General features: G+C 36.2%; 12 protein-coding genes and 1 pseudogene. 11 read left to right on the forward strand and 2 right to left on the reverse strand.

What is annotated here, in order from left to right; all coding sequences use genetic code 11:
• Positions 1-7 precede the first annotated feature (7 nt).
• Genes dltC through IGI82_RS04005 form a run of 3 tightly spaced genes read left to right on the forward strand, consistent with a single transcriptional unit; the run spans position 8 to position 2,808 of the window.
• On the forward strand, positions 8-250 hold the full coding sequence (gene dltC, locus IGI82_RS03995) for a D-alanine--poly(phosphoribitol) ligase subunit DltC (protein ID WP_010748144.1): 243 nt from the start codon (positions 8-10) through the stop codon (positions 248-250).
• Positions 247-1,521: a D-alanyl-lipoteichoic acid biosynthesis protein DltD gene (gene dltD / locus IGI82_RS04000; RefSeq protein WP_005237701.1), complete on the forward strand. Its 1,275-nt coding sequence runs from the start codon at positions 247-249 to the stop codon at positions 1,519-1,521. The genes dltC and dltD overlap by 4 nt, the downstream gene beginning before the upstream one ends.
• 45 nt (positions 1,522-1,566) lie before the next feature.
• Positions 1,567-2,808 (forward strand): serine hydrolase domain-containing protein, encoded by a 1,242-nt coding sequence (locus tag IGI82_RS04005; protein ID WP_121262241.1) that lies wholly within the window; start codon positions 1,567-1,569, stop codon positions 2,806-2,808.
• A 354-nt stretch (positions 2,809-3,162) separates the two neighbouring features.
• Here the strand turns inward: IGI82_RS04005 and IGI82_RS04010 are convergent, their stop codons facing one another.
• Positions 3,163-3,330 carry a hypothetical protein gene (locus tag IGI82_RS04010; protein ID WP_010748147.1) on the reverse strand — a complete coding sequence of 56 codons (168 nt, stop codon included), beginning with the start codon at positions 3,328-3,330 and terminating at the stop codon, positions 3,163-3,165.
• Between the two features lie 1,165 nt (positions 3,331-4,495).
• Here IGI82_RS04010 and IGI82_RS04015 point away from each other — a divergent pair.
• From IGI82_RS04015 to IGI82_RS04050, 8 genes and pseudogenes are all read left to right on the forward strand, one after another.
• Positions 4,496-4,810, forward strand: coding sequence for an ArsR/SmtB family transcription factor (locus IGI82_RS04015; protein WP_010748148.1), 315 nt, complete (start codon positions 4,496-4,498; stop codon positions 4,808-4,810).
• A 13-nt stretch (positions 4,811-4,823) separates the two neighbouring features.
• Positions 4,824-5,903: an ACR3 family arsenite efflux transporter gene (gene arsB / locus IGI82_RS04020; RefSeq protein WP_005237696.1), complete on the forward strand. Its 1,080-nt coding sequence runs from the start codon at positions 4,824-4,826 to the stop codon at positions 5,901-5,903.
• A 17-nt stretch (positions 5,904-5,920) separates the two neighbouring features.
• A complete protein-coding gene (locus IGI82_RS04025) occupies positions 5,921-7,588 on the forward strand; it encodes an FAD-dependent oxidoreductase (RefSeq protein WP_086295851.1) in 1,668 nt (555 codons plus the stop codon).
• A 120-nt stretch (positions 7,589-7,708) separates the two neighbouring features.
• Positions 7,709-8,065, forward strand: a complete 357-nt coding sequence (locus IGI82_RS04030; RefSeq protein ID WP_010748150.1) for a hypothetical protein — start codon at positions 7,709-7,711, stop codon at positions 8,063-8,065.
• Positions 8,066-8,413: 348 nt separating this feature from the next.
• Positions 8,414-9,604 (forward strand): annotated as a pseudogene (locus IGI82_RS04035) (IS256-like element ISLgar5 family transposase).
• A 40-nt stretch (positions 9,605-9,644) separates the two neighbouring features.
• Positions 9,645-10,397, forward strand: a complete 753-nt coding sequence (locus tag IGI82_RS04040; RefSeq protein ID WP_311957803.1) for a hypothetical protein — start codon at positions 9,645-9,647, stop codon at positions 10,395-10,397.
• 1 nt (position 10,398) lies between these two features.
• Positions 10,399-10,860, forward strand: coding sequence for a mucin-binding protein (locus IGI82_RS04045; protein ID WP_311957802.1), 462 nt, complete (start codon positions 10,399-10,401; stop codon positions 10,858-10,860).
• Complete coding sequence (locus IGI82_RS04050) at positions 10,761-11,936, forward strand: Spy0128 family protein (RefSeq protein ID WP_311957804.1); 1,176 nt, start codon at positions 10,761-10,763, stop codon at positions 11,934-11,936. The genes IGI82_RS04045 and IGI82_RS04050 overlap by 100 nt, the downstream gene beginning before the upstream one ends.
• Positions 11,937-12,018: 82 nt before the next feature.
• Here the strand turns inward: IGI82_RS04050 and IGI82_RS04055 are convergent, their stop codons facing one another.
• Entirely contained in the window at positions 12,019-13,953 is a 1,935-nt protein-coding gene (locus tag IGI82_RS04055) for a BglG family transcription antiterminator (protein WP_060792678.1), read from the reverse strand.
• Positions 13,954-13,993: the final 40 nt, after the last annotated feature.

Raw genomic sequence — 13,993 nt, forward strand, 5'->3', positions numbered from 1 at the left:
AAAGAATATGACAACCAAAGAAGCAGTATTAGACATTTTAGTATCAGTTACAGGAAGTGACGAAGTAAAAGAAAACGAAACAATCGATCTTTTTGATGGAGGATTATTAGATTCATTAGGATCTGTTCAATTGCTGGTTGAACTAGAAGGGCGGTTAGGAATTGAGTTTCCTGTATCAGAATTTGACCGGGCAGAGTGGAATACACCAGCAAAAATCATTGAGAAAGTCGACACGCTGCAAAGCCGATGATGAAAAAACGACTATTCACGGCTTTTGGACCGCTTCTTTGTGCGGTGATTCTTGTCGGGGGACTCTTCCTTGGCCCTTGGAAGATCAATAGCCACGATCCGAAAGTCATCGCTCAAGCGGCGACGGCAATGAATGATGCGGTGTTTCGTGGGGATCATATCAAAAATGAGGCAATAGCAACAGGAAAATATGTCCCATTTTTTGGCTCATCCGAACTAAACCGTGTGAGTGCCACACATCCTTCCGTATTGGTGCAGAAATATCACCGTTCTTATACGCCATTTTTGATTGGTGCACCTGGCACCCAGTCGCTGACCCAGTACGCCATCATTCAATCAATGGCGAAAGAATTAGCAGGGAAAAAAGCAGTCTTCATCGTTTCCCCTCAATGGTTCGTTCCTAAAGGGTTGAAAGGAGACTATTTCAACCATCATTATTCCGAACAGCATGTGTACGATTGGCTCTCTTCGTTAAAGAAAATCTCTGACACCGATCAATACTATGCCGAACGTCTCTTAGACTATTCGAAAGTGAGAGAAAATCGCTTGACGGAACAAGTCTTGAATGAAGTGAAATCCGGTAAGATACCAACTGATTGGCAGAAAAAACAGATTGATCTGCAACGATCTATTTTGAAACGGGAAGATGAGCTTTTTAGTGGTCTTGGGTTGGGGCATAACTTGACTGACAAAATCACTGCTGCTGCAAAGAAATTACCTTCTACCTATAATCTCGCTCAAATAGAACAAGTAGCCGATAATGAAGGAAAAGCAGAAACGACTAATAATTCTTTAGGGATCAAGAATTCTTTTTACCAACATAATCTGCAAAGCCGCATAGATAAAATGAAAGGCTCTCAAAAGAAATGGGATTATCGTTTTGGACCAGAATATAGTGACTTTCAACTAGTACTGACAGAATTTGCTCGCAACAATGTGGATGTCTTATTTGTGATTCCGCCTATCAATCAGAAGTGGATGGATTATACTGGCTTACCGCAAGAGGTGTTGACTGGTTTTGACAAAAAGATCCGCTACCAGTTAAGAAGTCAAGGCTTTATGAATATCGCTGATTTATCAACGAAAGGCAATCAACCCTATTTTATGGAAGATACGATTCACTTAGGCTGGCGTGGCTGGCTAGCAGCAGATGAATACATTCAGCCATTCTTGGATTCTAAGGGCAAAGAGAAACCATCTTATGAAATCAACCATTATTTCCTATCCAAAAATTGGCAGCAAGAAGCACCAAAAGATATTCAGGGGGAATGAAAAAGGAGGACTGTTGGAGAATAGAAATGTTGGAGGCTTTATTCAATGAGTAGACATACGAAAAAACATGCAAAAAGAAACGTTCATAAACTAGTGCTTGGGATTGATATCCTTGTGATTATTTGTGGTCTCATTGGCCTCTACTACTTGTTTTTACCAACGGAACCAACGGATGCTTCTGATCATTTCAGTGAGCAAGTTGTACATTCCAGTACTGCCAGCAGCTACTCTTCCAAAAATGAGCAGCCCGCATCCAACAAGAAACAGGACTTGTTGGATGCGGGAAACTATGACAATCTCATTAGTAATCAAGAAGTCATCACACCTGAAGGAGCTATCTACGATCAGAAAATTATTTCCAGTGGCTTTATCGGAAGTGCATTGGTTGTAAAAAATGGGAAAGTCCTGCTGCATAAAGGGTACGGATATGCGGACAAGGCAGCTGATATTAAAAATACTCCGACAACATTATTCAATATTGGCTCGATACAAAAAGGTCTAACAGCTGTCTTGATTATGCGAGCAGTTAGGGACGGGAAATTATTCTTGACAGATACGTTAGCCCGCTTTTATCCCTATATTCCTGGTGCTGCTAATATTACGATTCAGCAAATGCTGCAGATGGCTTCCGGACTCAAGCTTTCAGAAAATCCCCAAGGACTGGAAGACGTGCAGCAGATTCTCGACTGGGATGCTGCACATGCTGTCTTATCCGGAACCCAAGGAACATTCAAATACAGTCCCATCAACTACAATTTACTAGCAGGCATTTTGACAAAAGTAACAGGAAAAAGTTATGATATGCTGTTAACGGATTATTTTATCAATAAGAATGGGTTGAAACACTCTTTCTTATATAAAGTTTTTTTGCAGCAGGATCATCCTACGGTCAATTACAAAACGGATGGTGAAACAGATCCTTATGGGAACCCTAACGATATTTCCTCAGCTAACTTGGCAGCTGAGGTAGGAACTGGAAATCTCTATATGTCAGTTGGCGATTTGTATCGCTATTATGATTTATTATTGAATGGGAAACTGTTAGATAAAGCTTCGCTGGAGCAAATGTGGCAACCAGCCGCTGGCGGATTCTATGCAGCAGGTTTTTATGACAAAGGGACTTATTTCCGTGCTCATGGTGGTAAAGGAGGATTCGAATCGTTTGGGTTGTTTTCTAAAGATAATAAAACTAGTGTGATTCTGCTCTCTAATCGTGGACGTAAAAGCGACACGGAATTAATGAATCAACTGTATCATCCGCTTTCAAATATTGATGTCTCTTTTTAATCAAATTATATGAGGAAATCAATTATGATATATGCTTGATTTCCTTTGTCTAAATATTATAATTCTGTTGATAGGACTCATTTTTATGATATCGCAGATTTTATGTATCAATACTGCATCTTCGGCATAAAATATTAAAAAATTTTTGTTTATCTGTGTATTAACAATGAAACAATGTATGGTTCTTATTCAGAATTGATATGGAACAATCTATTAGCTATCACTAAGTAGTAAGTGATAACTAAAATACATACAAACCAAGATAGCGGTTTCATATTTAGATTTTATAGTGTTGCCAAAGCTGTGCTATATTGCTTATCCGATTAATTTTTAAATTAATACTTTGAGGTGGTTCTATTTACAGCCTTTTTTTTCACAAGTGATAGAAGAAGTCGTAGACTGCCAATCTTGTGGATTGTCATCAATTCTTGCTCCACAACCAGTATAATTACCTTCTTTTCTATGAATTTTTCCGTTTTCAGATTTCTTTGTGTCATTACCAACATATTTTATGTTTGCCATAATGCTTCCTCCTAATAATAGTATTTCTTTTTTTATTTTTGGCACTACTACTAAATCTTAAGTCTATTTTAATTCAAAAAAGTATAAAATGCTAATTATATTTGAAAAATGATGTATGAATAATTTCAGTTTACATAACATAGATTTTATACAAAGTTGTCTCTTTTAAAAAGCTATAAATCAATATAATTAAAAACATGTAAATGTTTATGTTAACTAAAAATCTCGATCTCTTAAGCAACATGATAGTTCGACCCCTACTCTTCCATCAAATGGCGCCCTATTATCAAACAAACTACAAGATTACCTGTACCAATGATGGTTTATATTTGAATCTTGAGGTTCTTTCACTATTTAATGGAATGGCAATATTGTTTTCTTGTAACTATGATTCTATTCATTTATATCTCCTCTTTCTTCAATTTCTATTTCAATCTTAGCTATCGTAAATATTTTTATAGATATTGTTTTTCAGAAAATACGAAACTCAAAATCCTTTTCATCTACTCCTCTTAAAAAAAAATATCTTGTTGGAATTTGAAGCTGATTACTTTTTTAAATTATTTTATAAATCTAGTCATCAGTTAAATAATTAATCATACTATATTTATATAGATATTTTCTTTTTTCAGCACATCGTTTAGTTAGGGGATTCAAAGGCCAGCAGAGTATACTCTGTTGGACACTCCTTTAAACAGATTTTTAAATCATTAATAGTGTCCATGTAGATTGTGCAAAAAGCTTTCTCGAATCATAAAAAATTCATAATGAGTTATTTTGAGTAAGAGTGTTCAGAAAATGACTAATTTCTGGACACTCTTTTTAGATACTGTAATTTATGTGTATCACTCTATTTTTGTGTTCATAAACTCGTAGCTAAATCATTGTTCAATTAAAATTTAGGTTTATGAGTATTAGGACAAATCTTGGATGTGGTCAAAAACTTAAGGGTTTATGAGCTCTCTTTGATTGCTATAACTATAAAAGAGTTCAAGATAGAATATTCTTTAACAGTTCTTCTATGCTAAATTAACCTATAGTGAGAGTACTAACTATGCTATTAATTCCTATTTACTTAGAAATTATGAGTAAACAACTTGACCTTATATAGATGGTTGTCTATATTACATATATAGACAACCATCTATATAAGGAGGGTCGAAGAATGAATTATGAATCTCTTTCATTAGTATTAAAATCTCTAGCGGATCCAAATCGTATGAAAATAGTAGATGTGCTTTCTTGCGGTAGTTTGTGTGCATGTGATTTACTTGAATATTTTGATTTTACGCAGCCTACACTTTCTCATCATATGAAAGTACTTGAAAAAGCGGGTGTCGTTTGTGTAAGTAAAAAAGGGCAATGGCACCATTATTCATTGAGGGAAGAATTTGTTGTAGAATTTATGGAATCTATTCAACAATTACTTGTAAATAATGAAGACAACTGTGTATGCAAAGTAAAAGAAGGATCTAAGTAGGAGGAAAGTAAAAATGAAATCAAAAGGTAAAGCTGAAGGGTTAGGCTTTTTTGAAAAGTATTTAACTCTATGGGTAATCTTGTGTATGATAATCGGAGTATTGATTGGACAGTTTGCTCCAGCTATTCCTGATACATTAAGTCAATTTGAGTATTTTCAGGTCTCAATTCCAACGGCTATTTTGATATGGTTGATGATTTATCCTATGATGTTAAAAATTGATTTTACCAGTATTGTTCGTGCTGCTAAAAAACCTAAGGGATTAGTTATCACGTGCGTTACTAATTGGCTTATTAAACCGTTTACGATGTATGGCATTTCAGCACTCTTTTTTTATGTGATTTTCCAACAATTGATTCCAATAGAACTAGCAAAAGAATACGTCGCTGGTGCAGTTATTCTAGGAGCAGCACCATGTACAGCGATGGTTTTTGTGTGGAGCTACCTAACAAAAGGTGACTCTGCCTATACTTTGGTTCAAGTCGCAATCAACGATTTAATTATCCTAGTATTATTTGCACCTATTGTTGCTTTCTTGTTAGGTGTTGATAATGTAAGTGTCCCCTTAGCTACTTTATTACTGTCTACTGTTCTTTTTGTAGTTGTTCCATTGTTTTTAGGCTTCATTACTCGAGTGTTGATCATAAAAAAAAGAGGTTTAACCTATTTTGAAAATGTCTTCTTGAAGAAATTTGATTCAGTGACGATTATTGGTTTATTACTAACTCTGATCATTATCTTCTCCTTCCAAGGTGAAAGAATCATTGCTAATCCATTGCATATTTTATTGATTGCAATTCCTTTAACGATTCAAACGATTTTAATATTTACAATTGCTTATAGTTGGGCAAGATTTTGGAAGTTGCCACATAATATTGCTTCTCCTGCTGGAATGATAGGAGCAAGTAACTTTTTTGAGTTGGCAGTAGCGGTATCAATATCACTTTTTGGATTACAGTCGGGAGCAACTTTAGCAACAGTCGTAGGCGTACTTGTGGAAGTGCCAGTTATGTTACTTTTAGTTAAGGTTTCTAATAAAACAAAAGACTGGTTCATAAATCCGGAATCTTTGAGTGAAATCAAGAACGTATAAAGGATAGGTGTGGAGAAATGAAAATCATCATTATTGGATCTGTCGCTGCTGGAACAAGTGTCGCTGCAAAAGCAAGAAGAAATACGGAAGATGCAGAGATTGTTTTGTATGATAAAGATATGGATGTGTCTTACGCAGTTTGTGGGATTCCATATGCAGTGGGGGGAGAAGTGGAAAACTTTGATGAACTGACGCCTCGTAATGCTGAATGGTTTAAAAAAAGGTACGACGTAGATATTCATACCTCTCATGAAATAACTCAGGTTGACTATGATAAAAAATTGGTGCACGGAATCAATCTAATTACAAAAAAATCATTTACCAATAATTTTGATGTTTTAGTGTTGGCCACAGGATCGGTTTATAATACCCCAGAAATATTTGTTAATAGACATTTTGAGAATGTTTTTCAGGTGAAAAATATTTCGAGTGGGAAAAGTATCAAGAAGTTTGTAGATGAAAACGAGCCAAAAAAAGCAGTTGTCATTGGTGCTGGATATATTGGTTTAGAAATGGCCGAGCAGTTACAGAGACTAGGTCTTGAGGTCTCGTTACTTCAACGAAGTAAATATCCCATGTCCCATTTAGACTGGGACATGTCTTCAAGAATCATTAATGAAATGAAAAGGAAAAACACTGCCTTTTTCCCTGAAGAAACCGTCAGAAAAGTTAACGGTGATGGTAGTCTGAAGTCTATTGAAACGGCTAAAGGAACTATCTTTTCGGCAGATATTTTTGTATTAGCTACCGGAGTAAAGCCGAACACCGCATTAGCAAAATCCATGGGAATTAAATTAGGAATTACCGGAGCTATAGAAGTAAACGATAAGTTAGAAACCAATTTTCCAAATGTTTATGCTGTAGGTGATGTTGCAGAAAGTTTTGATCGCATAACTAGGCGACCAATTTATCGACCTTTAGCTTCAACAGCCAATAAAATGGGAAGGATCGCAGGAGATGTTATTACAGGTGGCAATCTACGACACAAGGGAATCTTAGGAACTGGTATTTTACGATTCTTTGATTTAACAATTGCTCAAACTGGTCTCACAGAAAAAGATGCTTTAGCAAATAATATAGCTATTACTACTTTATATAATATTAAACCTAATAAGCCGGACTATATGAATGGTAAAGAAATGGTGATCAAAGCAATCGCAAATAAAGAAAATGGGAAGATACTTGGGGCTCAAATCATAGGTTATGATGGGGTAGATAAGCGGATCGATGTGCTTGCTACTGCTATTTCATTTGGCGCAGCTGCTGAAGATTTATTTCACTTGGATTTAGCATATGCTCCACCTTTTTCTACAACAAAAGATCCCATTCATTATACTGGGATGGCTTTGAACAACGATATAAATAATGATACCCCGTTAATGACCCCTATAGAGCTATTGAGAAGAATTGATAGCGGCGAGAAATTACAAATTATTGATACCAGATCAAGAAAACAGTTTGAAACTTCGAAAGTTGAGGGAGCAATTCACATACCTTTAGCTGAGTTAAGAGATCGATATGAGGAATTGGATAAAGAATGTGTGACAGTAACTTATTGTAATAAAGGCGTTACTGGAAATGCAGCACAAAATATTTTACTGAACAAAGGATTTAAACAAGTTTATAATTTATCCGGAGGAAATAAAAACTATCAAGAAGTTTGTGAAACGATACAAAAATTATGATAGAATTACAAATATTGGAATAATTAGGAAGAAACTTATTTTGAGGTTTGATGTAACATTTGTATTTTTTTCAAGCTTCATTTTTTTATATATTATGGACTACTAGAGGTGAAATTGAAGATGGTAGATTTAACTAAAATTGAATACCGAGTTTTGATTTCATTATATGAATGCGAGGGAGGGATAACAAAACGTAACTTTGTAAAAAAATACCCAGAATTTAAGCTGAATACAGCTTATTTAGTTATTGATCGGCTAGTAGACAAAGGGTACTTAGAAATGAATTACTCAAAAAAAACTGAATTATCAGAAAAATTGTTTAGTCCAATCAAATCAATAACTGACTTCTATTCTGATATGTTTGGTATTTGCGCAGTTGATCGTACGGTGAAAAAAGTAATACGTGAACTAACTGATTATAGTCAAACAAGTTTTATTCTAGATAAAATAAGAGAAACAAAAAGATATGCAAAATAAATTTATATAGTTGGAATGAAAAGGTAAAATCTCATACTTATAGTCTTGGTATACAGTAAAAAAGAAATGGAGAAATGTCTATGGGACTTTTACATTTGCTTTATGTAATATTGTATTCAATTATAGTAATTAGCTTACTTATTTCCTATGATTTATTTGTAAAAAATTTTAAGAAACTCCATTTACGATATTCTTTTAAAATAATTATTGGTTTAATATTATTTGTATCGCAAATGTATTTTATCATAACTTTTGAGAGTGTAAAATATTTTGTGTAAATAGAAAAAAGGAAGTCCCTTCTGTAGAATAGAGTTACCACAACACATTCACAGAAGAGAGGACTTCCCTATGAACGATTCTACTACAGAAATTCTAAAGACTCTAGCGAACAAAGGCGATTTGAATGAATTATTCCGTGTCCATTTGGAGAAAGCAGTCAATACGCTTCTCAAAACGGAGTTAACGGCTTTCCTAGATTACGAAAAGTATGATCGCATTGGTTTTAACACGGGTAATTCTCGTAACGGCTCCTATGACCGTACGGTCAAGACCGAGTATGGGGAACTTCATCTCCAGATTCCGCGCGACCGCAATGGTGAGTTCAAGCAACAGACTGTTCCTGCTTATAGACGGACGAATGACACGTTAGAGGAGACCGTCATTCACCTCTTCCGAAAAGGTATTACCATGTCGTAAATCGCAGACTTGATTGAGAAAATGTATGGGCATCACTACACGCCCCAAACCATGTCCAATATAACAAAATCATTTACAGAAGAGGTAACGGCGTTTAAAGGGCGGGAGCTTCATGACCGTTATGCTGCTATTTATATGGACGCAACGTATATTCCGTTAAAGCGGAAAACCGTCGCCAAGGAAGCTATTCATATCGCAGTTGGCATTCGCCCGGACGGATCAAAGGAAGTATTGAGCTATGCGATTGCACCGACTGAATCCATCACGATTTGGGAGGAAATTTTATTGGACCTTCAAGAGCGCGGTTTGAAAAATGTCCTCCTGTTCATCACGGATGGCTTAAAGGGGATGGTAGGAGCGATTAGTCGGTTCTATCCCAAAGCTCGTTTTCAACATTGTTGTGTACACGTTTCCCGTAATATCAGTCACAAAGTGCGTGTCGATGATCGTAAGGAAGTCTGTGATGATTTTAAAATGGTGTATCAAGCCTCATCTAAAGAGGTGGCGTTGGAAGCACGTGGTGCTTTTGCGGAAAAATGGAAAACCAGCAATCCAAAAGTGGTTGAATCGATTCTTTCGAACGATCACTTGCTCACTTTCTATGATTTCCCCTTGGCCATACGCAAGAGTATTTATTCTACGAACTTGATTGAATCCTTTAATAAGCAAATCAAGAAATACAGCCACCGCAAGGAACAGTTCCAAAACGAAGAGTCGATGGAACGTTTCTTAGTCTCGTCTTTTGATACTTACAACCAAAAATTCCTAGGTCGCAGTCATAAAGGCTTTCAACAGGCCGAAGGCGAACTTGAACAAATGCTAAGCCAACTGATTGAGAATTAGAAACAATCTGCAGTAGGGAAGAATCATTTACACAAAATTATTGACGCTCCCCACTCAAAAAAGTGCATATAAGCTTTTCAATGTATTAAATAATAAACTTCCTATTGTTTTTGTAGGTGATTTTGAGAATATAATTAATAATGAAAATGACTATCTAAGAAAGATTATTGATCAAAGGGTTGAACTTCCTTATGTTTTACATCCTCAAAAAATTTGGGGAGACTATTTTGAAAGATTGGGTACTATCTTTGATTTAGAAATTAAAGAAAGCTTAGCAACAATATTTATAGAAGATAATAGAAATTTACGTGACTTAGATCAATTTAGTTTTTACCTAAAACAAGAATTAATAAAATACAAGAAGCTAGGACATACACAAATTGAACAACAATTGGCAATTATTTATTTGTACTTATTTTATCCAGATAAGTACAGAGATACCCTTAAATCAAAAAAATTTTTAGGATCTGTGGAGTATCAAAAATATAAGAATGATGAAAAAAATCCTACACGTAGTTACCAAAAAAAAACTGAAGACTTACTTTCAGATATACTTGAATATAATCAAAATTATCCCCAATGCTTCATTGATAATCCTGAGGGCTATTTTATTTATGAAAGTATCTCTAGCTTATCCATTGTAGACTGTGAAGAGATATTAAAAGATTCGGAACTTCTGAGAAAGAATATAAAAGGAGTAGAATCTTTTAATGACGATTTTTTCCATTTCATTAGAAGTAGGTTTGAAAATTTTGATTCTACTATGAGAGATAACTTATTACATCTGTCATGAGTTGACTGCAGAATCAGAAGATCTTGAAGTAACTGTCACTTATTCGCCAAACATGATCGAATCTACGGAGACCAAAGAGGTCAAGCAAACGATCCATTATGTTTATGAGGACGGTAAACAAGCCGCGTCAGACAAGACGGACACTGTGACTTTTACACGGACAGTGACAACGAATGAAGCAACAGGTGACAAAACTTTTAGTGAATGGCAAGCCAAAGATGATGATACAACGTTTGATGAAGTGAAAAGTCCTGAAATCAAAAACTATCACGCAGACAAAACAAGCATTGAGGAAGTCACAGGTTTGACAGCAGAGGACAAAGATCGCGAAGTGACTATCACTTATTCGCCAAACATGATTGAATCTACGGAAACCAAAGAAGTCAAACAAACGATCCATTATATGAAGGCAGTGCTGTTTTTAAAAATAGCTACAATCCCGCAAAAGGAAGTGCGGTTCTAGAAGCAAGTAAAGAACTAACTGGCAAAGCACTAAGTGCAGATGAATATCGATTCCAGCTGTTGGACGAACAAGGGGAAGTGCTCCAAACCAAGAGCAATGATGCCAACGGAAAAATTTACTTCGATGCAATCGACTATGACCAAGCTGGCACATACAAGTATACGATCCGAGAAGTCGTAGGGACAGATAGCACGATCACCTATGACCAAACAGAATACCATGTAACCGTAAATGTGGAAGACCAATCGGGGCAATTAGTGGCAAGTCCAAGCTATGAAGGCAGTGCTGTTTTTAAAAATAGCTACAATCCCGCAAAAGGAAGTGCGGTTCTAGAAGCAAGTAAAGAATTGACTGGCAAAGCACTAAGTGCGGATGAATTTCAATTCCAGCTGTTGGACGAACAAGGGGAAGTGCTCCAAACCAAGAGCAATGATGCCAACGGAAAAATTTACTTCGATGCGATCGACTATGACCAAGCAGGCACATACAAGTATACGATCCGAGAAGTCGCAGGGACAGATAGCACGATCACTTATGACCAAACAGAATACCATGTAACCGTAAATGTGGAAGACCAATCGGGACAATTAGTGGCAAGTCCAGCGTACCAAGAATCGATTATTTTCAAGAATGCTTATGTATCACCAAAACTTGGGAAAGTAACTCTGAAAAAAGTAGACAGCGAAACAGGAAAACTACTGGCAAATGCAGAGTTTGAGCTGCAAGATTCGAAAGGAAATATTGTACAAAAAAACATAGTTACGAGCAAAGATGGAAAGGTTGAGATAAGTAATTTAGAAGTAGGAGAGTATCAGTTGATTGAAACCAAAGCACCGAGTGGTTATCAAATTGATAAAACACCGATCAAATTTTCAATAAATGATCGCTCCACTAATATATCGATGCCAAAAGTGTTAGAAAAAGAAAATAAAAGGATAAAAAAATCAGACAGTGCTGCTCTGCCTAAGACAGGAGAAACTGCAGATCAACGATATGTTCTCGTTGGATTGTTTTGTATTATTGGTTTCATCTTGTTAATGATATTTAAAATTTTAAAGGTCAAGAAACAATCTTAATCTTGCATACTATGAATGAGAAAAAGAGCTATCAAATAAGATTAGTCATATCAACAAAAGGAGCTGGATTCCCCAGCTCCTTTTATAATTGCTTTATACAGCTCAAAAAGTGGTGATAGTCACTATTTTGCAGGATTGCTTGTTGAATATCTTCACGATCCATCAACTCTAATAAAAGACTATAGATTTCTTCGGTATCTTCATATTCGTCTTTTTGAATCGCAAAGAGAAAGACGAATTTAACCAAATCACCATTTCCCCAATCAACGCCGTCAGGAATGATCGCCACTGAAACGGCTGAGCGTTTTGCCATCAAGGTCATGGGATGGGGGATAGCAAGCCACTCGTTAATATTGGTCTGATTGATTGCTTCTCGTTTTTTCACACTGTCATAAAAATCTTGGGGCACAAAATCTTTTTGGTACAGTTGCTGCGCCATTTTCTTTAGTAAGGTTTCTTTATCTGCATGATTTTCATGAAGAAAAAATGCTTTTTGAAACAATGAATAGATACCATCTTTTGATTCACTGAGCGTTTCAATGAACGGTTCGATTTTGCCAATTTCTTTATCTAGCTTGGCCATGTTGATGTAAATAGAAGGAACCGAGAACTGTTCTAATGGAACGGTTGTGATCACAAAATCAATGGCAGAAAGATCACATTGTTGTAGCTCGACGTAAGAAAAGCGATCAACGACTTCGATCGTTTCTTGATAGTGCTTGATAATTTTTGCTTCAATAATACGACTCATGGCTCGACCGGTTCCGCAAACAAGGATGACGCGATGTTTATGATGATTTCTGATGGAACTCCTTTCCATAGCACCTGCGATGTGCAAAGCGATATAGCCGATCTCATCAGGAGAAAAATAAAAACCGTGTTTCAGGCTTACCGTTTCTAAATGAGTCAAACATAAATCATAAGCCTGTGGAAAAGATTTTCTGATCGTTGCCAGCAATGGATTGCTACGGCGTGCATCCATTAGATTCATGTTGATAAAGCCCTCAATATGAGATGTCAAATCGTCTATTAGCATCTTGTCTGTCTCTAACGCATAGTTTGACGTCTGTTTGATCGCAGTTAATAATTCTTCCACAATGGCTTTCGCAGTTTTCGTGGAAGAATCGCTTGCATCGCCTGTTTCAACTAAACGTGGTGCATTCATCGCAAGATAGTAAATGAAGTATTGTTTTTCTCCAGCAGTCAATTGTATATCAAATGCATGATCGATTTCTTCTAAGAAGTGACCAACAACTTTCTGGGCGTCTTCTTTGAGCGCGGGCACGTGCAAGGGAAATTCGTTGATCTGATGGCCAGCTATAAAGCGACTGATTGCTAAAGCAAAATGAGAAAGAATGTTTTTATGATAGTAGTCAGAGTCTAACAAGTCTAAGGGCGCCAGATGATTTAATGACAATTCTTGCAAGCGGGTCAGATCAATCGTATCAAACAACTCAAGTTCCATTTCCGTAAAACCCACCAAATACTCTTGGAGATCTTTTTCAATCAAAAGATCACTGATTGCTTGTCGCTTGGCGAATTCGTTACCCAAGACTTCAAAGCCAATATTTGGACGATTTACTATTTTTAATTGATAGGTCGCTAAATTGTCTCGAGCCGTTTTTAAGTATGAGTAAAAGGTGTTTTTACTAATAAATAATCGATCAAGAAAATCATCTAAGGATAAAGGGTTTTCATTCTTAAATAAAAGGAAAAGTAGATAGGCTTGTCGTTCTTCACTCGTAGTTAGAAAGGACTCGGTAGTCGACATACTTTCAGTCCACCAGTCATGAAATCGTTCTTTTGAACCAATAGACAACAAATAGCCTTGCCCTCGAATCAACTTGATGGAGGCACCCACATTTGTTAACAAATCATTCAAATTTGCAATATCGGTCCGAACCGTTCGCTCAGAAATCGAGAAGCTTTTTGTTAACTCCTTCATTGGTAGCGGCGCCGTTTGTCTAGTTAATACTTCCATTAGATCATCTAATCGTTGATAAGCAAGTTTTGACACTTGTTTCACCTCCGTGCTCTTTCTCATCATACAATAGAAA

Source organism: Enterococcus sp. AZ067 (assembly GCF_051715005.1).
Classification (GTDB): Bacteria; Bacillota; Bacilli; order Lactobacillales; family Enterococcaceae; genus Enterococcus_D; species Enterococcus_D casseliflavus.